The organism is Kitasatospora sp. NPDC101176 (assembly GCF_044768035.1).
Classification (GTDB): domain Bacteria; phylum Actinomycetota; class Actinomycetes; order Streptomycetales; family Streptomycetaceae; genus Kitasatospora.
The window spans coordinates 104,358-123,989 of sequence record NZ_JBIWPA010000003.1 but is presented as its reverse complement, the minus strand read 5'-3'; the positions used below and the strand labels follow the sequence as shown (position 1 = coordinate 123,989).

At 74.1% G+C, this 19,632-nt stretch carries 22 protein-coding genes; 15 read left to right on the top strand and 7 right to left on the bottom strand.

The features are described from left to right. Positions 1 to 113: 113 nt before the first annotated feature. Together ACIRS1_RS05755 and ACIRS1_RS05750 are read left to right on the top strand one after the other, a co-directional pair. On the top strand, positions 114 to 1,637 hold the full coding sequence (locus ACIRS1_RS05755; RefSeq protein WP_402837100.1) for an MFS transporter: 1,524 nt from the start codon (positions 114 to 116) through the stop codon (positions 1,635 to 1,637). 35 nt (positions 1,638 to 1,672) lie between these two features. Next, positions 1,673 to 3,037: a carotenoid oxygenase family protein gene (locus ACIRS1_RS05750; protein WP_402837098.1), complete on the top strand. Its 1,365-nt coding sequence runs from the start codon at positions 1,673 to 1,675 to the stop codon at positions 3,035 to 3,037. Positions 3,038 to 3,220: 183 nt separating this feature from the next. Here ACIRS1_RS05750 and ACIRS1_RS05745 read toward each other — a convergent pair whose 3' ends face one another. After that, positions 3,221 to 3,940, bottom strand: coding sequence for a DUF4232 domain-containing protein (locus ACIRS1_RS05745; protein WP_402837096.1), 720 nt, complete (start codon positions 3,938 to 3,940; stop codon positions 3,221 to 3,223). A 211-nt stretch (positions 3,941 to 4,151) separates the two neighbouring features. Continuing rightward, positions 4,152 to 4,595, bottom strand: a complete 444-nt coding sequence (locus tag ACIRS1_RS05740; RefSeq protein ID WP_402837733.1) for an Lrp/AsnC family transcriptional regulator — start codon at positions 4,593 to 4,595, stop codon at positions 4,152 to 4,154. 78 nt (positions 4,596 to 4,673) lie between these two features. On the opposite strand from ACIRS1_RS05740, the gene ACIRS1_RS05735 reads away from it, so the two are divergent. From ACIRS1_RS05735 to ACIRS1_RS05720, 4 genes are all read left to right on the top strand, one after another. Then, positions 4,674 to 5,540, top strand: a complete 867-nt coding sequence (locus ACIRS1_RS05735; protein ID WP_402837094.1) for an AzlC family ABC transporter permease — start codon at positions 4,674 to 4,676, stop codon at positions 5,538 to 5,540. Next, positions 5,533 to 5,868: a branched-chain amino acid transporter permease gene (locus tag ACIRS1_RS05730; protein ID WP_402837092.1), complete on the top strand. Its 336-nt coding sequence runs from the start codon at positions 5,533 to 5,535 to the stop codon at positions 5,866 to 5,868. The genes ACIRS1_RS05735 and ACIRS1_RS05730 overlap by 8 nt, the downstream gene beginning before the upstream one ends. 219 nt (positions 5,869 to 6,087) lie before the next feature. Next, entirely contained in the window at positions 6,088 to 6,348 is a 261-nt protein-coding gene (locus ACIRS1_RS05725; RefSeq protein WP_402837090.1) for a hypothetical protein, read from the top strand. 124 nt (positions 6,349 to 6,472) lie between these two features. Further along, on the top strand, positions 6,473 to 6,856 hold the full coding sequence (locus ACIRS1_RS05720) for a VOC family protein (protein ID WP_402837088.1): 384 nt from the start codon (positions 6,473 to 6,475) through the stop codon (positions 6,854 to 6,856). A 63-nt stretch (positions 6,857 to 6,919) separates the two neighbouring features. Here the strand turns inward: ACIRS1_RS05720 and ACIRS1_RS05715 are convergent, their stop codons facing one another. The 3 genes from ACIRS1_RS05715 to ACIRS1_RS05705 form a co-directional block, all read right to left on the bottom strand. After that, complete coding sequence (locus ACIRS1_RS05715) at positions 6,920 to 7,330, bottom strand: nuclear transport factor 2 family protein (RefSeq protein ID WP_402837086.1); 411 nt, start codon at positions 7,328 to 7,330, stop codon at positions 6,920 to 6,922. A 120-nt stretch (positions 7,331 to 7,450) separates the two neighbouring features. Beyond that, entirely contained in the window at positions 7,451 to 8,176 is a 726-nt protein-coding gene (locus tag ACIRS1_RS05710; protein WP_402837084.1) for a class I SAM-dependent methyltransferase, read from the bottom strand. Next, entirely contained in the window at positions 8,169 to 9,050 is an 882-nt protein-coding gene (locus ACIRS1_RS05705) for a helix-turn-helix transcriptional regulator (RefSeq protein WP_402837082.1), read from the bottom strand. The genes ACIRS1_RS05710 and ACIRS1_RS05705 overlap by 8 nt, the downstream gene beginning before the upstream one ends. A 141-nt stretch (positions 9,051 to 9,191) precedes the next feature. Here ACIRS1_RS05705 and ACIRS1_RS05700 point away from each other — a divergent pair, with 141 nt between their 5' ends. The 4 genes from ACIRS1_RS05700 to ACIRS1_RS05685 all read left to right on the top strand — a co-directional run bounded on the left by ACIRS1_RS05700 (position 9,192) and on the right by ACIRS1_RS05685 (position 11,900). Next, complete coding sequence (locus ACIRS1_RS05700; protein ID WP_402837080.1) at positions 9,192 to 9,458, top strand: Atu4866 domain-containing protein; 267 nt, start codon at positions 9,192 to 9,194, stop codon at positions 9,456 to 9,458. Beyond that, the gene (locus ACIRS1_RS05695) at positions 9,455 to 10,192 is read left to right on the top strand and encodes an SDR family oxidoreductase (RefSeq protein WP_402837078.1); all 738 of its coding nucleotides are present in this window, start codon (positions 9,455 to 9,457) and stop codon (positions 10,190 to 10,192) included. Before ACIRS1_RS05700 ends, ACIRS1_RS05695 begins: the two co-directional genes overlap by 4 nt. A gap of 348 nt (positions 10,193 to 10,540) precedes the next feature. Continuing rightward, the gene (locus ACIRS1_RS05690; protein WP_387902414.1) at positions 10,541 to 10,969 is read left to right on the top strand and encodes an SRPBCC family protein; all 429 of its coding nucleotides are present in this window, start codon (positions 10,541 to 10,543) and stop codon (positions 10,967 to 10,969) included. 88 nt (positions 10,970 to 11,057) lie between these two features. After that, on the top strand, positions 11,058 to 11,900 hold the full coding sequence (locus ACIRS1_RS05685) for an SMI1/KNR4 family protein (RefSeq protein ID WP_402837076.1): 843 nt from the start codon (positions 11,058 to 11,060) through the stop codon (positions 11,898 to 11,900). A 31-nt stretch (positions 11,901 to 11,931) separates the two neighbouring features. Here the strand turns inward: ACIRS1_RS05685 and ACIRS1_RS05680 are convergent, their stop codons facing one another. After that, positions 11,932 to 12,750: a methyltransferase domain-containing protein gene (locus ACIRS1_RS05680; protein WP_402837074.1), complete on the bottom strand. Its 819-nt coding sequence runs from the start codon at positions 12,748 to 12,750 to the stop codon at positions 11,932 to 11,934. A 339-nt stretch (positions 12,751 to 13,089) separates the two neighbouring features. Between ACIRS1_RS05680 and ACIRS1_RS05675 the strand changes: the two genes are divergently transcribed. Further along, positions 13,090 to 13,941 (top strand): NPP1 family protein, encoded by an 852-nt coding sequence (locus ACIRS1_RS05675; protein WP_396317122.1) that lies wholly within the window; start codon positions 13,090 to 13,092, stop codon positions 13,939 to 13,941. Positions 13,942 to 14,037: 96 nt separating this feature from the next. Here ACIRS1_RS05675 and ACIRS1_RS05670 read toward each other — a convergent pair whose 3' ends face one another. Continuing rightward, on the bottom strand, positions 14,038 to 14,397 hold the full coding sequence (locus tag ACIRS1_RS05670; RefSeq protein WP_402837072.1) for a hypothetical protein: 360 nt from the start codon (positions 14,395 to 14,397) through the stop codon (positions 14,038 to 14,040). A gap of 207 nt (positions 14,398 to 14,604) precedes the next feature. Between ACIRS1_RS05670 and ACIRS1_RS05665 the strand changes: the two genes are divergently transcribed. From ACIRS1_RS05665 to ACIRS1_RS05650, 4 genes are all read left to right on the top strand, one after another. After that, positions 14,605 to 16,380: an MFS transporter gene (locus ACIRS1_RS05665; RefSeq protein ID WP_402837070.1), complete on the top strand. Its 1,776-nt coding sequence runs from the start codon at positions 14,605 to 14,607 to the stop codon at positions 16,378 to 16,380. 16 nt (positions 16,381 to 16,396) lie between these two features. Continuing rightward, the gene (locus ACIRS1_RS05660) at positions 16,397 to 16,861 is read left to right on the top strand and encodes a MarR family winged helix-turn-helix transcriptional regulator (protein ID WP_402837068.1); all 465 of its coding nucleotides are present in this window, start codon (positions 16,397 to 16,399) and stop codon (positions 16,859 to 16,861) included. 366 nt (positions 16,862 to 17,227) lie between these two features. Further along, positions 17,228 to 18,304: a hypothetical protein gene (locus ACIRS1_RS05655; protein ID WP_402837066.1), complete on the top strand. Its 1,077-nt coding sequence runs from the start codon at positions 17,228 to 17,230 to the stop codon at positions 18,302 to 18,304. A gap of 405 nt (positions 18,305 to 18,709) precedes the next feature. Further along, positions 18,710 to 19,429 carry a G1 family glutamic endopeptidase gene (locus ACIRS1_RS05650; protein WP_402837064.1) on the top strand — a complete coding sequence of 240 codons (720 nt, stop codon included), beginning with the start codon at positions 18,710 to 18,712 and terminating at the stop codon, positions 19,427 to 19,429. Positions 19,430 to 19,632: the final 203 nt, after the last annotated feature.

The window sequence follows — 19,632 nt, the reverse complement described above, 5'->3', positions numbered from 1 at the left end:
GAGCGGGGCCGCGCCGGCCGGCGTGCCCGGTGGACAGCCGCGGACAGCAGTGGACAGTCCCCGCCCCCGCCGGGCCTGGAGAGTGGACACCGCCTCGCACCAGGGTGTCCGTCATGACCCCCCACCGCACACCGCCGGGGCGCACCGCCGCCGCCCCCGGCGAACCCCCGGCCCCCCGGGCGCCGTCCATCCGCCGGGTACCGTCCATCCGCAGGGCGGACGGCGCCCGGCGGCCGGGGGCCGCGCTCGCGGTGCTCGCCGCGGCCCAGTTCACCGTCATGCTCGCCACCTCGATCGTGAACGTGGCCCTGCCCCGGATCCGCACCGGCGTCGGCCTCTCCGACACCGGCACCACCTGGGTCGTCAACGCCTACGGCCTGGCCTTCGGCGCCCTGCTCCTGGCCGGTGGGCGGGCCGCCGACCTGCTCGGCCGCCGCCGGGTACTCACCACCGGCCTCGCCCTGTTCGCGGCCGCCTCGCTCGCCGCGGGCCTCGCCACCACCCCCGCCGCCCTGATCGCCGCCCGGGCCGTCCAGGGCCTCGGCGCCGCCGCCGTCGCCCCCGCCGCGCTCGCCCTGACCATGGACCTCTTCCCGCCCGGCCCCGGGCGCGGCCGCGCCCTCGGCGTCTGGGGCGCCGTCTCCGGCGCCGGGGGAGCGGGCGGCGTCCTGCTGGGCGGCGCCCTCACCCAGGCCTGGGGCTGGCCGTGGATCTTCCACTGCGTCGCCCTCGGCACCCTGCTGGTCCTCGCCGCCACCGTGGCCCTCCTACCGCGCACCGCCGACCGCCGCGCCGGCCGCCTCGACCTGCTCGGCACCGCCACCGTCACCCTCGCCCTGACCTGCCTCGTCTGGGGCCTGACCACCGCCCGCGCCGCCGGCTGGAGCGACATCCCGGTCCTGGCCGCCCTCGGCGCCGCCGCCACCCTCCTCGCCGCCTTCGCCGCCCTCCAGCTGCGCCGAACCCGCGGCGGACCGGACCCGCTGATCCCGCCGCGCCTGCTCGCCACCGGCCGGGTGGCCGCCGGCAACCTCCTGATGGCCCTGCTGGGATCCGTCTGGATCGCCCTGTTCTTCTTCCTGCCGCTGTACCAGCAACAGGTCCTCGGATCCGGCCCGCTGCTCACCGGAGCCGGCCAACTCCCGCTCGCCGCCGCCAACATGCTCGGCTCCGCGCTCGCCCCGCGACTGTCCCGCCGGATCGGCGCCAGGGCGACGGTCACCGCCGCCCTGGCCACCGAGGCCGCCGGCCTGCTGTGGCTGTCCCGCATCGACGCCCACGGCGGCTACCTCACCGACGTCCTGGGCCCGAGCGTCCTCGTCGGACTCGGCCTGAGCACCGCCTTCGTCCAGCTCACCGCCTTCGCCGTCGGGGGCCTGCCACCCCAGGACACCGGACTGGCCGGCGGACTGGTCAACACCACCCGCCAGGTCGGCGGCGCCATCGGACTGGCCGCCCTGGCCACCCTCGCCGGCTCCGTCACCGCCCACGCCGCCACCCGCACCCCCCACCTGGAGGCCCTCACCGCCGGCTACCGCGCCGCCTTCACCGCCTCGGCCGCCCTGCTGGCCGCCACCGCCGCCCTCGCCTGGATCCTCACCGGAAACACCAAGCCATCACCACAGCAAGCAATCTGACGCCCGATCACTCCACCCGAAGGAAGAGACCCGTCATGACCACCGGCAAGCCCTACCTGACCGGCCACTACACCCCCCTCGTCGACGAGGTCACCGCCACCGACCTGACCGTCGAGGGCACCCTGCCGCCCGAGCTCACCGGCCGACTGCTGCGCAACGGCCACAACCCCAAGCCCGGCATCACCCCCACCCACTGGTTCAAGGGCAGCGGCATGGTCCACGGCATCCGCCTGCGCGCCGGCCGCGCCGAGTGGTACCGCAACCGCTGGGTCCACACCCCCGCCCTCGACGGCGCCCCCTACATGACCGAGACCGGCCCCGACCTCACCGCCAGCACCGCCGGCACCCACGTCATCGAGCACGCCGGCCGCCTGCTCGCCCTCTGCGAGGCCAACCTCCCCTTCGAACTCACCCCGGAGCTGGAGACCGTCGGCGCCTACGACTTCGACGGCAAGCTGCGCACCGCGATGACCGCCCACCCCAAGGAGGACCCGGTCACCGGCGAGCTGCACTTCTTCGGCTCCTCGCCGGTCCCGCCGTACCTCGTCCACCACGTCGTCGACGCCAAGGGGCAGCTCGTCCACAGCGCCGAGGTCCCCGGCGCGAGCGCCGCCCTCAAGCACGACTTCGCCCTCACCCGCCGCCACGTCGTCTTCATCGAGGGCAACGTCACCTTCGACCCGCAGGAGCACTCCGGCATCCCCTACGCCTGGCGCGACGACCAGCCCGCCCGTATCGGCGTGATGCCCCGCGGCGAGGACGGCGCCCGGCACGTGCGGTGGTTCTCCATCGAGCCCGGCAACATGCTGCACGTCTCCAACGCCTACGAGGACGGCCGGGGCCGCATCGTCCTGGAGGGCCCGACCGTCGACCGCGAGGGCTTCCGGCTCTCCTGGAACTGGTGGGTCGGCGCCCCCGGGCGCGGCACCGAGCCCAACACCCGCTCCTTCACCCGCCGCTGGGTGATCGACCCGGTGGCCGGCACCGTCGACGAGCAGATCATCGACGACCTGGCGGTGGAGTTCCCGACCCTCAACGAGCAGTACCAGGGCGTCGAGAACCGCTACCAGTACGCCGTCTCCTTCCCCGACGAGCAGGGCTTCGGCGGCTACGGCGTGGTCAAGTACGACCGCTCCACCGGCGCCCGCCGCATCCACCAGATCGGCGACGCCCGGCTGCCCGGCGAGGCGGTCTTCGTCCCCGCCGCCGGGGCCACCCGCGAGGACGACGGCTACCTGCTCACCGTCGTCTCCGACCTCAAGCAGGACGCCTCGCAGCTGCTGGTCCTCGACGCCTGCGGCCTCGACCGGGTCGCCGCCGTCCACCTGCCGCACCGGGTGCCCGGCGGCATCCACGGCTCCTGGATCCCCGACACCCCGGCCGACCGCCCCGCCGCCTGACCGGCCGGCGCCCCGACCGGTCCCGGCCGCCCGCCCGGTCCCGGGCGCCCGGCCACCCGACCACCTGACCGCGTGGCCCCCGGGCCGCGCCGGGCCCCGCCGAGCGACCTCCCCCACCGCCCGGCGGGGCCCGCCCGTCCGCCGCCGGCCCGTTCGACCCAGGGCGGGCGACGGGCGGGGCGCCTACCGGGCGACGGGCGGGCCGAGCCGGACCTCCTGGCCGCAGACGGTGACCCGGGCCGGCTTGCCGGCCTGGTCCACCACCGGGACGCGGACCTCGGCGCCCCCGCCCGGTGCGGTCACCTCGGCGGCGCCGGCGGTCACCAGCGGGTTGCAGTTCCCGCTGTCCGGCCCCTTGCCGTTCATCTCCGAGTAGCGCAGGGCGAACACCGCCCGCTTGCCGGGGCCCAGCGCCAGCGCGACGGGGCCGCCCCTGCCGGCCCCGGTGGCCTGCGGCCCCTTGCCCAGGTGGAACTCGAGCTTCGGGTAGCCGGCCAGCGTGCAGCCGTGGGAGCCGGAGTTGAGGGCGACGAGTTCGGCGTTCGCCGGGTCGTGGTCGGCGGTGGCGGTGAGCCGGGTGAGCGTCCACCGCAGCTCCTCGGCGCGGCACTCGCCGTCCTGCGGGGCGCCGTCGGCCGTCGGCGCCGTGGCCGTAGGGGCGGACGAAGGAGCGGCGGTAGGGGCGGAGACCGGGGTGGGTGAGGCGGGCGCGGCGGAGGCCGTGGTCGTGGACTGGCCCGCGAGCGGAGCGGCCGGCACCGCGGCGCCGGATACCGGAGCGGCCCCTTCGGCCTTCGGCGGGCCGGCTGCGGCACCGGGGCCGGCACCCGAGCCGCAGGCCGTCAGGCCGAGCCCGGCCAGCAGTGCGGCGAGCGGAACCGTCGACAGGGAACGAGAGCGCATGGATCCCCCCGGATCGTCGGGACGGCCGACCGGTCACCCGCGCCCGGCCTGGCTGTGCATCGTCAGGAGGGGAGACACCCTGGGCGGCCCGGCGGTTGCCTCCTTCCCCCGGGGAAGTCCCGCGCGCGGTCGTCGGCGCGGTCGGCATGACCCGTATCGATCCGCAGGGATCGTGACGAACAGTCAGGACACGCCTGCTCAAGGGCCCCGGTCAGCCGTCGCCCTTGATGATCTTCATGGTCAGGTGGGAGTCCACCCGGGCGACGCCCGGCAGCCCCATCAGCCGGGCGGTGAGGAAGCTCTCGTAGGCGGCGTGGTCGGCGACCGCGACCCGGACGAAGTAGTCGGGGCGGCCGAAGAGCCGGCGGAACTCGACCACCTCCTCGTAGGAGGCCACCGTGGACTCGAACTCCTCCACCGTCTGGAGGTCGTTGACGCCGATCTCGACCGCGACCACCACGTCGAAGCCCCGTCCGGCCGCCGCCGGGTCGATCCGGGCCCGGTAGCCGGCGATGATCCCGGCCTCCTCCAGCCGCTTCACCCGGCGCAGGCACGGCGGCGGGGTGAGGCCGACCCGCTTGGCCAGTTCGACGTTGGTCAGCCGGCCGTCCTGGCGCAGGTGGAACAAGATTTCACGATCGATGCCGTCCAGCATTTCTTTGTTGCTCACAGTGCTACTCCCGGGCAATCATTGGAAACCATATTACCCGGAATTCGTCCTAGAATTTCTCTCATGGATTCCGCACCAGGCGGGACGCTCACCCGTCCCGTTCCGCCACCCCCTCCCGCCGCCGGACCGCACACCCCCGGACCGCACGCTGACGAGCCGCACACCGACCAGCCGATCACCGCCGCGCCGAGCGCCCGGGCGGACCTGGCCGCCGCGCTCCGGGACTCCAGCTCCGTCGGCCTGGGCCTGTTCCCGCTCGGCATCGCCTTCGGCGTGCTGGTCGCCCACGCGGGCCTGAGCTGGTGGTGGGCCACCGCCTTCACCGCGCTGGTCTACGCCGGGTCGCTGGAATTCCTGCTGATCGGGCTGGTCGTCGCGGTCACCCCGCTCGCCCAGATCGCCCTGACCGCGTTCCTGGTGAACTTCCGGCACGTCTTCTACGCCCTCTCCTTCCCCCTGCACCGGGTCGGCGGCCGCTTCGGCCGGGCGTACAGCACCTTCGCCATGACCGACGAGGCCTACGCCCTGACCACCGGCGAGCAGGCGCGCTCCTGGAGCGGGCGGCGCATCATCTGGCTCCAGGTGCTCTGCCAGGCCTACTGGGTCGCCGGCGGCACCGCCGGAGCCCTCTTCGGGGCGCTGGTGCCGGCGAAGCTCGTCGGCCTCGACTTCGCGCTCACCGCCCTGTTCGTCGTCCTGGCCGTCGACGCCTTCCGCGCCCGGCGCGACATCCCCACCCCGGCCCTGGCCCTGGTCTGCGCCCTCGCCGCGCGCTTCGTCCTGCCCGGCCAGATGCTGCTGGCCGCCACCGCACTGTTCACCGCCGCCCTGCTGGCCCGCCGCGCCCTCGCCGGTCGTCGCAGTCCCGCCGGACCCCGCCCCGTCGCCGGGCACCGCGCCCCCGCCGCGAAGGAGCCGACCCGTGCCTGACACGACCTACCTGCTCGCCGCCATCGGCGTGTCCGTCGCCGTCACCTGGGGCCTGCGCGCGCTCCCCTTCGCCGCCCTCGCCCCGCTGCGGGCCAGCGCCGTGCTCCACTACCTGAGCGCCCGGATGCCGGTCGGCGTGATGGTGATCCTCACCGTCTACGCCCTGCGCGACCTCCCCCTCACCAGCCCCGGCCGGGCCGCCCCCACCCTGCTCGCCCTGGCCGCCACCCTGGGCCTGCACCTGTGGCGGCGCAACGCCGTCCTGAGCATCCTCGGCGGCACCGCCGTCCACGTCGCCCTCGCCAGCACCCTCTTCGCCCACCCCTGAGGTCGGCGGGACGCCCCGATTCCCCCAACCGCTCTTTCCGGAAATGCGCTTGACGCCCCCTCAAATAAACCTCACCCGTCACCCGAGGAACACTCGCCGCGCATTGCGCCGAACTCCGGTTCATTGAAAGCCTCTTGGTGACGCCCGAATGCGGAGGAATTCGCGCCGAGGCCCCCTGTTCCGCCGGAAGGGCGAACAGGAAATCCAGGGAGGTTGGCAATGAGGAACACGTTCGCCGCGATCGCCGCGACCGGGGTGCTGACCCTGGCCGCCCTGGCCGGCACCACCGCCACCGCCGGCGCGGCGACCCCGGCCGCGGCGCACAGCGCGTCGGCAGCGGCGGCCGCGTCGCCGCGCCTGACGCCCTACGGCCCGTTCGGCACCGCCCAGCAGTGCGAGAGCTGGGTGCTGGCCAAGGGCAAGTGGGGCGTCTACGACTGCAAGTTCGTGCAGGGCCACTGGTGGGCCTTCGCGCCGTGACGGCGGGCCGCCCCGCGGCCCGATCCCGATCGCACCGCGAGCACCACGCCGGAAGCCGGCCCGGGCGGACCCACCCGGGCCGGCTTCCGGCCTCCTCGCCCCCGACGCCATAGACTCACGGCCCATGGCATGCCGCATCAGTGAACTGGTCGTCGACGCCGCCGATCCCGAGCGGCTCGCCGCGTTCTGGCGCGAGGTCCTCGGTTACGTCGAACTCGACCGGGACGACGACGGAAGCATCGAGATCGGCCCGCCCGGCTCCGTCCCCGGCGGCCCGCACCCCACCCTGCTGTTCAGCCCGAGCGAGGACCCGCGCACCGGGAAACTGCGGATGCATATCGACGTCAACGCCACCGACCGCGACCAGGACGCCGAACTCGAGCGCCTGCTCGCCCTCGGCGCCCGCCCCGTCGACATCGGCCAGACCGGCACCGAGAGCTGGCACGTCCTCGCCGACCCGGAGGGCAACGAGTTCTGCCTCCTGCGCACCCGCCTCGACCCGCTCTGACGGTCGACCGTCCGTCCCGGCCGGGCGCCGCGTCGGTATCCGGCCGGGATGCTCCCGAGGCGGTTACAGCACCGCGGCCGGGTCGGCGTGGGCGTGCATGGCGACGACCAGGCCGTCGCGCAGGGTGAAGACGTCGGCGGCGGTGATGTCCAGGGGGCTGCCGTCGGTGAGCACGCCGTGGACGTGGTGGACGATGACGACGTCCTCACCGCGCCGGTAGGCGGTCGGCTCCGAGTGCATCTCGCCCCACATCGCGTACGAGGCGGTGAGGTACTTGTGCACGGCGTCCCGGCCCCGGTGCACGCCCCCGTTGGGGAACTCCTCGGGCTCCACCCAGTCCACGTCGGGGTGCAGGTCGGCGACGGCGGTGTCGATGTCGCCCCGGGCGTAGGCGGCGTAGGCGGCCAGGACGAGGGCGACGTCGGGATCGGTGGGGTCCGCGGGCTTCGCGGGGTGCTCGGGAGAGGTGGTCATGGGCGGGACGCTATCCCGGGCGGGGCCGCCCGGCGGCGCTCGTTCGCGGCGCCGGGGAAGCGCGTCGGCCCGCCCGGCGCGACCGGGGTTGTGGAGCCGGGCCGCGCGCCCCACCAGGGCCTACGGGCGCCGGGCCACGAACACCAGCTCCCGTCCCGGCCGGTCCGGGGCGCCGCGCACCTCCTCCAGGACGAACCCGGCCGCGGCGAGGTCCCGTCCGACCTCCGCCCGCTCCCGGAAGCGCAGCGTCGAGTCCGAGGTCAGCACCTGCCCGTCCGCGCCGAACACGTACGTCCAGCGGAACGCCACCAGCGGCCCGCGCACCTCGACCAGCTCCACCCAGCTCTCCACCCGGCCGGCGCCGGGGACTTCGGTGACCCGGTGGGAGCGTCCCCGGGTCCACTCCTCCCAGGCCCGGGCCGCCGGATCGCGGGTCTCGAACACCAGGCGCCCGCCGGGGCGCAGCGCCTCCCGTGCTCCCCGCAGGGTGTGTCGCCAGGCGGCCGGGTCGGTGATCGCCTGGGCCACGTTGGCGGTCATCGTCGCCAAGTCGGCTTCCAGCGGCGGCAGATCGTCGGCGTCGCCGCGGATCCAGCGCACCCGGTCGGCGCCCGGTTTGGCCCGGGCCACGTCGATGGAGGCCGCGGCCGGATCGACCCCGGTCACCTCGATGCCGCGCCCGGCCAGCAGCAGGGCGAACACCCCGGTGCCGCAGCCGATGTCCAGCACCCGGCGCGCACCGAACTCCTCCACCATGAGCAGGTAGGCGTCCAGGTCGGTGCGGTCGGGGTCGAGGGCGTCGTAGACGGCGGCGAGCCGTGGGTGCCCGAAGCACTCGTCAGCCATGCGAACGGCCCTGGCCCTCCCCGGCGGTGGCCCGGACCTCCCCGGAGGCGGCCCGGGCCGAGGTGGCGTGGAGGGAGCCGAGCAGGGCGAGGGCCCGGGCGCTGGGGCTGCCGGGTTCGGCCTGGTAGACGACGAGTTGCTGGCCGGGTGCGTCGCGCACGTCGAAGGCCTGGTAGGTGAGGGTGAGCGGGCCGACGTCCGGGTGCAGGAAGTGTTTGGCGTCCTGGGTCTTGCCGCGTACGGTGTGGGACTCCCACAGGCGGGTGAAGTCGGTGCTGTGCGCGGTGAGGGTGCGGACGAGTTCCCGCAGCCGGGGGCTGCCGGGGTCGAGCCCGGCGGCCTGCCGCAGGTGGCCGACGACGGCCTGGGCGGTGTGGCCCCACCGTTCGTAGAACCGCCGGCCCGCCGGGTCGAGGAAGACCATCGAGGCGAGGTCGCCCATCCGCTCGAAGGGCGAGTGCAGGGCCGCGGCCAGGGCGTTGGCCGCCAGGACGTCCAGGGTCCGGTTGACGACGAACGCCGGGGCGGCCGGGTAGCCGTCCAGCAGCTGGTGCAGGGCGGGGCTGACCAGGTCCGTGGTGTGGGCGAACCGGTGGCCCGGCACCGTCTCCGCCACCCGGTGCAGGTGCGCGTGTCCGTCCGGGTCCAGCTGCAGGGCGCGGCCGAGCGCGTCGATCACCTGGGCCGAGGGGTGTCGTTCCCGGCCCTGTTCGAGGCGGGTGTAGTAGTCCGCGTTCACCCCGGCCAGGACGGCGACCTCCTCCCGGCGCAGTCCGGCGACCCTGCGCGTCCCGTGGCTCACCACACCCGCGTCCTGCGGCCGCAGCGCCGCACGGCGGGCGCGCAGGAACTCTCCCAGCTGGTTGTCCGTCACGCCCCCACCCTAGGGTCCGTCTCCGGACCCTGCCCGGGTGCACCGCACCCAGGCGGGGCACGTCCTGGCCGGTCGTCCCCCGCGTGCCCAGACTCGGTTGTGCGGAACGGTTCCGCACGCAGCGACGAAGGGAGTCCGTCCTTGACGGGCAGCACCGGGCAGAGCGGTGTCGACGCGGTCGGCACCTGGGTGACGGCGGACGGGTACATCCGCCAGGAACTGCGGGCCGACGGCCGCTACGACGAGGCCCGCGGCGGGCGCCGCCACGCCTACACGGGCCGCTACACGCTCACCGGCCACCACCTCGACTACGTCGACGACACCGGGTTCACCGCCACCGGCGACATCCGCGACGGGGTCCTCCACCACGAACACCTCGTGCTCCACCGAGAGGAGAAGCAGGCATGACGCAGGACAGGGACAAGGTCGTCCTGGTCACCGGGGCGAGCAGCGGGATCGGGGAGGCCACCGCGCGCCGCCTCGCCGCCGACGGCCACCGCCTGCTCCTCGGCGCCCGGCGCACCGACCGCCTCGCCTCGCTCGCCGACGAGCTCGAAGCCGCGGGCGCCACCGCGGCGTTCCGGCGCCTGGACGTCACGGACGCCGCCGACGTCCGGGCCTTCGTGTCCGAGGCCCGCAGCCGCTACGGCCGGGTGGACGTGCTGGTCAACAACGCCGGGGTGATGCCGCTCTCGCCCCTGGAGGCGCTGCGGACCGACGAGTGGGACCGCATGATCGACGTGAACCTGCGGGGAGTCCTGCACGGCATCGCCGCCGCGCTGCCCGTGATGCGGGCCCAGGGCGGCGGGCACCTGGTGAACGTCGCGTCCGTCGGCGCGTACGAGGTGTCTCCCACCGCCGCCGTCTACTGCGCCACCAAGTTCGCCGTGCGCGCGATCACCGAAGGGCTGCGCCAGGAGTGCGGCGGGGACATCCGGGTCACCCTCGTCTCCCCGGGTGTGACGGAGTCCGAACTCGCCGACGGCATCGCCGACCCCACCGCCCGGGAGGCCATGCGGGCCTACCGCGCCGTGGCCCTGCCCGCGTCCGCCGTCGCGGACGCCATCGCCTACGCCGTCTCCCGGCCCCGGCAGGTCGACGTCAACGAGCTCGTCGTCCGGCCCACGGCGAGCGCCCGGTGAGCGCTGGCGGCTGCGCTCCGTCCGCGGTGCCGAGCGTCGCGGCACCTTAGGCGGGCCGTTCCGCGGGGGTCCGGGGCGGCCGGCGCGGGCATACTGACCGGGCCGTCCGGCGGCCCGGACCTCGGCCGGTTCACCGCACAGGGGCACCGGCGGGCGCCGGGGCGGGCCGATCGGGCCGGGGGCCGGGCGCGCCGGTTGCCGCCTCCCGGCGCAGGGCCCAGATTGGCAGGGGCGGCGCCGTCCGCGGCCCCGGGGCCCTGGTCCCGTACGACCGGGCCGACCGGGCCGCCCGGAGGGCCGATGCGGCCCGCCCCGGTCCGGCCCGGACGAACGTGAAGAGGTGCGGCGATGAGCATGGTGGAGGAGTCGATCGACGTGGACGTGCCGGTCCGCGTCGTCTACGACCAGTGGGCGACCTTCGAGGAGTTCCCCGAGTTCATGGAGGGCGTGGAGGAGGTCCGGCAGCTGGACGACCAGCACGCCCACTGGCGGACCAAGATCGCCGGTCTGGCCCGGGAGTTCGACACCGAGATCGTCGAGCGGGTGCCCGATGCGCGGGTCGCCTGGCGCACCACCGGCGAGAGCGTGAAGCACACCGGAACGGTCGACTTCGAGGCGCTCGGCGCGGACCGCACCCGGGTGCGGATGACCATGGTCTTCCACCCCACCGGCCTGGCCGAGAAGGCCGCCGACAAGCTGGGCGTGCTCGACCGCCAGGTGCGCGGTGACCTGCGCCGCTTCAAGACCTTCGTCGAGGACCGCGCCACCGGGAGCTGACGCGGGCCGCGGCAGGACCGGGGTCCGCGGTGTCGTACGGCCGGAGTAGGTTCGACCCCGATACCGAACGAACCGGGGGGCCGACCGCATGACCGACCAGACCACCACGACCACCGCCACCGCACCCGCCGTGGGCACCGCCTCCGCGACCGCGACCGCCTCCGCGACCGCGGCCCGCCTGCACCGGCTGGCCGAGGCCTCCGGCGGGCTGGTGGCCCTCGACCCGGGCATCGACGACGCCCGGATGGACGCCTGGCCCGTCCCGGTGCCCGAGGAGGTCCGGGCCCTGCTGCGCTCGGTCGGCGGGGTGCGCGTCACCGTCAGCCGCTCCGCCGTGAACGGCCACGAGTCCCACGAGCACGTCGACCTCGACCACGCCTACAACCGCGGCCGGTACGCCAACGCCGACGTCAGCTGGTACCAGGAGCACGCCGGCGGGGTCGGCACCCACTGGTTCGTCCACACCGACCACGGCGACGGCCACACCTACGTGGACGTCGACCCGCGCACCGGGGCCTGGGGCCCGGTGTTCCGGTTCTGGGACGCCGCCGACACCGACCGCATGGCGCCCTCCCTGACCGCGTGGCTCGACCACCTGGCCGACTGCCTGGAGCAGGCCCTCGCCGCCACCGGCACCGGGGGTACCGCGGCCGACGTCGGGGCCTTCGGCCGCCGGTTCGGGGACCTGTGGCCCGACGGCGACCGGCGCACCACCAGCGTCGAGGACGTCACCGCGGCCCGGCTGCGGACCAGCGGAGACGACGTGCTGCGCGCGGCCGCGGAGGGCCTGCCCGACGACGCCAGGCTGGCCGACCTGCGCTCCGTCACCGGCCGCGCCGCCGTCGACTTCTGGGCGATCGGCGCGACCTGCCGCTACGCCCGCCTGGCCGGCGGGGGAGTGCTGGTGGCCCTGCCCTGGGACGGCGAGTAGCCCGACCGCGGCCCGGGCGGGCAGCCGCCGGTCAGCGCGGCCGGTGGGCGACGGCGGCGAACATCGTCACCGACAGGTGGCAGGCACCCTGCTCGGCGGCGGCGGTGAGGCCGGCGTGCAGCCGCTCGCGCTGCTCCTCGGTGACCAGGCCCCGCCCGACGGCCGCCGCGCCGAGCGCGCGGACGATCGGCCAGGCGACGGCGTGCGGGTCGTGCAGGAGGACGTCGGCGCCGAGCTCGTCGACGCTCAGGCCGGCCGCGCTCAGCCAGCCGGCCAGGCGGCGTCCGGCGTCCGGGGTGGCGGCGGTGGCCCGGGTGACGGCGGCCAGCGCGGGGCGGACCTCCGGGTCGGCCGGGTGGAGCACGAAGGTGGACCAGTCGGTGTCCAGCAGGGCGACCCGGCCGCCGGGGCGCAGGACCCGGGCGATCTCGGCGACGGCCCGCGCCGGGTCGGTCAGGTGCTGGAGGACGCGCTCGCACCAGACCACGTCCCGGTCGGCGTCGGGCAGCGGCAGCGCGAGCGCGTCGCCGTCGAGGAACCGGGTGGGGGAGGTGTCGACGGCGGCCCGCTGCAGGGCGACGGCGCGCAGGCCGGGGTTGGGTTCGACGCCGGTCGCCTCGCCGCCCGGGGCGACGGCCGCCGCGAGCACCCGGGTCTCCGAGCCGGTGCCCGAGCCGACGTCCAGTGCCCGCTCACCGGGGTGCGCACCCAGCCGCGCGTGCGCCCACTCCCGCAGTCTCCGCACACCGGGATTGGCGGCCTGGACGTCCAGCGCGGCGACCATCCGGTCCGTGACCGCGGGGTCGGTGTTGGCCGCGTGGAAGGCCGAGGTGGGGCGCGGGTCGGTCATGGCCCCCACTGTAGGCAGCCACCCGGGCCCGCCGCCCGCTGCGCCGCGGTGAGTCGGTGCGCCGCCGTGAGTCGGTGAGCCAGGGCGTCCGTGGTGGCCGGTGGCCAGGAGTGGGCCGGGGCTCATGTCGTTGACGGCGGTTGACTGCCCGTCGCCGGAACGTCGCCGGAACGTCGGCGGAACGTCGGCGGAGCCGTCCGGACCACGTGACTGCGCAACTCTCCGATTTCCTTGCGTCATTTGACGGATCCGCAGGTCCGGACCAAGCCGACAGGATCGTCACCGGCCGCCCGCCACCGCCGCGGACGGCCGCACCGACGACCAGGAAAGCAGGCGAAGATGAAAGACCTCCTGACACGCGGCCGCGCCGCCACGCAGGCGGACACCGCGTCCGGGACGACCCGCGCCACCCGGGTCCGTCGCCGGGTCGCCACGCTCGTCGGCGCCGGCGCCCTGGCCCTCACCCTGCCCGGGCCGGTCGCCCAGGCGGACTCGCTGCCGAACCTGCCGCAGCGGGCCGGCGGCTACGAGGCGTCCTTCTCGCCCGCCTACGACTACGACACCGACGGCTGCTACGCGGTCGCCGCGATCGCCCCGGACGGCACCCTCAACCCGGGCCTGAAGCTGGGCGGCGACGTCAACGGGAACTGCCGCGACAAGTCCGACCTGGACCGCTCGCAGACCTACGCCCGTTCCAAGTGCAACAACGGCTGGTGCGCCATCGTGTACGCCAGTTACTTCGAGAAGGACCAGACGCAGAACGGCGGCGCGGGCGGCCACCGCCACGACTTCGAGCACGTCGTCTCGTGGGTCAACCAGTCGTCCAACCAGGTCGAGTTCCTGACCGTCACCCAGCACAACAGCCAGCACACCTACCCGCGTTCGTCGGTGCGCTTCGACGGCAGCCACCCGAAGGTCGTCTACCACAAGGAGGGCGGCACGGGCGGTCCGGGCAGCCACCTCTTCCGACTCGCCAACGGCAACGACGAGCCGCCGGAGAACCACTACCACAATTGGCGCCAGCCCCCCATCGTCGACTGGAACGGCTGGCCCAGCACCTGGCTGCGCGACCGCCTCAACAACGCGGACTTCGGATCGGCGACCATCAAGACCACCGACAAGGACGACCGCTTCCGCAACCTGCTCAACGCCTCGAAGCCCGGCGGCATCCCGTTCAACCCCTGGGCCTGACGCCGCGGCCGCCCCGCGCACGTCCCGACGCGGGCCCGGTGACCCCCGTGCACCGGGCCCGCACCGTCCGTCCCCGGGTCCGTCCCGCACGGCCCCTCAGTCGAGGACCCCGGTGACCCGGCCGGTGCCGGCGGGCCGTGGGGCCCCGGCCGCCACGCCGGGGCCGGCCCCGGCCGCCACGAGGGCGAAGTCCGTCCCCGCCGCGCAGACCACCGGCCGGGCGAGGGCGAGGACGGCGTTGACGCCCGCCGGCCCCGGCCTCGGTGAGCGGCCTGCGGGACTCCATGAGGCGGCCGACCTCGAACCGGCGGGCCGGGCGCAGGCCGAGGAGTTCCAGCTCGTCCCCGATCCGCACCACGCCCTGTTCGCCCGGCCGTACAGGGCAGTTCCGCCCCACTGGTGGGCGCCGAAGACGTCGTCGACGACCATCAGGAAGGGCGGTTCGGTCTCGGGCACGTCGTTGCTCTCCCGGGGACGGGGACGGGGAGGGGGAGGGGGAGGGGACGGGCGGGGGCGGGATCCGGGCGGGCCGGTCCGCGTTCGAGTGCCTTTCTAGCAGTCGCCCCGACCCTTGTGCCCGGGCGCCCGCCAGGAGGATAGTTAGCTAGTAGCAACTAACTATTTCAGGCGTTCCAGGAAACCTCACCCGGGCGGAGTGGTGGCATGCCGACGGTCCCGCAGGAACACCCGCGCCACGAGCGGGAGAACCCGAGCCACGAGCAGGAGGACCCGCGCTACCCGTGGGTCGCGCTGTCGAACACCACCCTCGGCACCCTGGTCGCGACGATCAACAGCTCGATCGTGCTGATCTCCCTGCCCGCGATCTTCAACGGCATCGGCCTCGACCCGCTGCAGCCCGGCAACGTCAGCTACCTGCTCTGGATGCTGATGGGCTACCTCCTGGTCACCGCCGTGCTGGTGGTCACCCTCGGACGGCTCGGGGACATCCACGGCCGGGTGCGGATCTACAACGCCGGCTTCCTGCTCTTCACCCTCACCTCCGTCGCCCTCTCCCTCGACCCCGTCTCCGGCGGTGGCGGCGCGCTCTGGCTGATCCTGTGGCGGGTCGCCCAGGCCGTCGGCGGATCGATGCTGATGGCCAACTCCGCAGCGATCATCACCGACGCCTTCCCCGCCCGCCGGCGCGGCATGGCCCTGGGCGTCAACGTCGTCGCGGCCATCGCCGGATCCTTCATCGGCCTGGTGCTCGGCGGTGTCCTCGCCGAGTGGAACTGGCGCTCGATCTTCTGGGTCAACGTCCCGATCGGACTGCTGGGCACCGCCTGGGCCTACCGCTCGCTGCGCGACACCGGTGTGCGCCGCCCGGCCCGCATCGACTGGTGGGGCAACCTCACCTTCGCCGTCGGCCTGACCGCACTGCTCGCCGCCATCACCTACGGCATCCAGCCCTACGGCGGCCGCACCATGGGCTGGACCAACCCGTGGGTGCTGGCCGGCCTGATCGGCGGCGCCGCCGTCCTCGCCCTCTTCTGCCTGGTCGAACTCCGCGCCCCCGAACCGATGTTCCCGCTGCGCCTGTTCCGCGACCGCGCCTTCACCGGCGGCAACGCGGCCACCCTGTTCGGCTCCGTCGCCCGCGGCGGCCTGCAGTTCATGCTGATCATCTGGCTGCAGGGGATCTGGCTGCCGCTGCACGGCTACCAGTACGAGGACACCCCGCTGTGGGCGGGCATCTACATGATCCCGCTGACCATCGGCTTCCTGATCGCCGGCCCGCTCGCCGGCCACCTCTCCGACAAGCACGGCGCCCGGCTGTACGCGGCCGCCGGCCTGGCGGTCATGGCCCTGTCCTTCGGCGGCCTGCTGCTCCTGCCCACCGACTTCGGCTACGGCTGGTTCGCCCTGCTGATCCTCCTCAACGGCCTGGGCGGCGGCCTGTTCGCCGCCCCGAACACCGCGCTGATCATGTCCAGCGTCCCGGCCGACGCCCGCGGCGCCGCCTCCGGCATGCGCGCCACCTTCCAGAACGCCGGGATGGTGCTGTCGATCGGCGTGTTCTTCTCGCTGATGGTCGCCGGCCTGTCCGGCTCGCTGCCCCACGGACTGGACACCGGCCTCACCGCGCAGGGCGTCCCGGCCCCCGCCGCGCACACGATCGCCGCCCTGCCCCCGGTCGGCACCCTGTTCGCGGCCTTCCTCGGCTACAACCCGGTCCGCGAACTCCTCGGCCCCGACCTGCTCGGCCACCTCCCGCCGGCCAACGCCCAGACCCTCACCGGGCGCCAGTTCTTCCCCCAGCTGATCGCCGGCCCCTTCCACGACGGCCTGGTGGTGGTGTTCTGGTTCGCGATCGCCCTCTCCCTCGCCGGCGCCGCCGCCTCCCTGATCCGCGCCCGTCCCGCCGAGGCCGCCCCGCCGGCCGGTACGGTGAAGCAAACGCCCGCCCCGGCGCGGACCGGCACCGACCCGCGCACCTGAGGAGGACCACCGGCCCATGGCGACCACCACGACCCCGCCCGGGGCCGAACACCCGCTACCGGCCGACGACCTCGCCCGGCTGCGCCTGGCCGTCTCCCGGCTGCACCGGCACATGGTCCAGGCCTCCGGCCGGCGCGACCTCACCTTCGCCCAGCTCTCGGCCCTCGCCAGGATCGAGGCCCACGGCCCGATCCGGCTGGTCGACCTCGCCGCCCGCGAACAGGTCTCCGCCCCCTCCCTGATCCGCACCCTCGCCCCGCTGCACGCCGACGCCCTGCTCAGCAAGGAGGCCGACCCGCAGGACCGGCGCTCCGCCCTCATCCGGATCACCGACGACGGCCGCGCCACACTCGCCCAGATCCGCGCCGAACGCAGCCAGGTCCTCGCCGACCGCACCGCGCTGCTCACCGCCGACCAGCGCACGGCGCTGCTCGCCGCCCTGCCCGTCCTCGAACTCCTCGCCGAGGAGCCGCAGTCCTGACCCCCGCCCCACCTGCGCCCCGCGTCAGCCCGCCCGGCGCAGACGGCGGCTCACGTCGCCGACCAGGGTGATCCGCACCCGCCGCTCCACGAAGCGCCACCGGCCCCCGGCCCGCTCGAAGCGGTCCCGTGAGCGACCCGCGGCGACCGACGAACACGGCGTCAGCGAACAGTGCACCCCATACCGACGAACCCCCACCCCCCACGGGCAGGGCAGGACGCGTGGCCGGCCGTTCCCCCGGCCGTTCCCCCGATCGGCGGAGGAGGGGGCGACCTTCGGGGGCTACCGTCAAGACAAGGTCCCCAAGAGGCCCACCGCCTGTTGACGGACCTTCAAAACTGAATCCCAGTCGAACGCGAGGTTGTCATGATTTCTCGTCGATTTCCCGCCCTGGCGGTGCTGGCCGCTGTCTGGACCCTCATGTTCTCGGGTGTCGCTTTCGCCAGTGGCGGTCCGGCGGACTCCGGGTCGCGCAGTTCCCCCGGATCCGGGGACCTGACGGGCGGCTTCGTGGTCTCCGATCTCAGCGGGGAGACCATCACGGCCACCGGCGTGGACAAGGACGACAACGGGGCGATACAGATGCCCCCGCCCGACCGGTGGAAGCTCGACCCCGGAGAGGACCACGACTGGGAAGTCGTCTGGTACCTCTTCTACAGCAACAACCCGACGGTGCACTACGTGATCGCCAACCAGGACGGCTCCACCACCAGATTCGACCTCCACCTCTACCTGGACACGGGAGGCATAAATGCGCATGCCTCTTGCGACTTCCTCGGCAGTACAACCCATCTGTGCACAGTCACAAAGACCCCCAGTACGGGGCAGATGCACATCCAGGTGATGGATGCGGGCCACCCGGTGTTCGACGTCGGGGGTGACAAGGCCCAGCAGGAGGCGCAGCTCCTGAACACCCTGTGTACGGCCGACGGGATCGGGGACTGCACCTTCACCCCGGCGAAGGACGAGCACACGCAGTCCGCCCCTCGTATCGTCGGGCAGGCCCTGGCCGACTGTTCGACGAACGAGTCGGAGACGACGCTCGAGTACTCCGACGACGTGGGCGTCAGTGACGCGATCGACGTCAAGGTCGACGGAAAGCTCCTCGGGGTCATCGGCCCGCCGGTCGAAGCCACCTACCACCACGAGGTGACGGAGACTCACACCTTCAGCCAGAGCGTCGACCTGAAGATCGAGCCGGGCCAGATCGGCTGGGTCAGCGACCTGGCCCCGGTCTACCGGGACACGGGGGAGTTCACCGTGGCCCTGGGGAACAGCACCTGGCACCTCCACGACGTCTCCTTCGACAGCCCCGACAAGGGCGGAACGGGCGTGTTCGCCGCCCACGGGGTCGCCATGACCGACGCGCAGAAGGCCAAGTACTGCGGAGGAAAGCCGCCCGGCCTCGTGCCCGTCCCCGACAACGAGGTCCCCTCCTCCTGACCGGCTCAAGGACCGCGACCGCCAGGCCGCGTCAGTGGTCGCGGCCGTAGACGATCCGGCCCGGTAACAGGGAACCCCCTCCCATTGGCACCCGCCGAGGTGCCGACACCTGCCCCATGGCTTCGGGCCCGGCGTTCCTGCGCCGGGCCCGAAGCCATGGGGCAGGTGTGTTCCCTGGGCCGCAAGGGGCGCGGGAACGGCTTCCGTCGGACAATCTCGTCCCCGTGTGCGCGGGGTGAACGTCAAGTCCTTTACTCGGCAAGGCAATTCCTTCATCAACCTTCCCGCTGCTCCTCTTGCCCGGCTCATGACAGTCGGTAATCCTGACTGCCACCCCACCACGGCCGCCCCCACGGCCCGACTCGGCGTGTGAGCCGCCGGCCCGCCCCCCACGAAGGAGCCAGCATGCGCACGTTCCTGATACGCGTCGCCACCCTCGCGGCAGCAGCCACCACTCTCGCCGCGCCCGCCGCGCCGACCACCGCGGCGGCCGCCCAGGGACTGTCCTTCCGCCCCCTGCAGTACAACACCAACGGCTACAACTGGGGCGGCTACGCCGCCACGGGCAGCGGCTTCACCTCGGTCTCGGCGACCTGGACCGAGCCGCACGCGACCTGCAACTCCACCGACGACCTCTACGCGCCCTGGGTCGGCATCGACGGGTACGGCTCCTCCACCGTGGAGCAGACCGGGGTGGCCACCGACTGCTCCAGCGGCAGCCCCGTCAACCAGGCCTGGTACGAGATGTACCCGGCGAGCCCGGTCTACCTGAGCCTCGGCTCGTACCCGGTGTCGGCCGGCGACGTCATCACCGCCTCCGTCACCTACGCCGGCAGCAGCAAGTACACCCTCAAGCTGACCGACTCCTCGCGGGGCTGGACCTACAGCACGACCAAGTCCCTGTCCGCGCAGCGGACGAGCGCCGAGGTCATCATCGAGTCGCCGACCGGCTCGTACCCCGAGTTCGGGACCCTCTCCTTCACCTCGGCCACCGTCAACGGCAAGTCCCTCGGCTCCTTCGGACCGGTCGCCCTCGACCCCAGCTCCAACGGCACCTACGAGGCCCGCACCAGCGCGCTCGGCTCCGGCGGCACCAGCTTCACCGACACCTACCTGCACCAGTAGCCGCAGCCACCGCACCGGCGCCCAGGCCGAGCGGTGCCGAAGCGGTGCCGAAACGCAAGGCGGTCCGCCCGTGGCCCGGGCGGACCGCTCGGCGTCATCGCGCTGAGGCAGTCACAGGTCGACCCCGGCCGAGCACGCCGGAACGGGACCGGGGGAGAGGGAAGAGGGGCAGCCGCCCGCCTCGCCGTCAGGGCGTGGGCGGC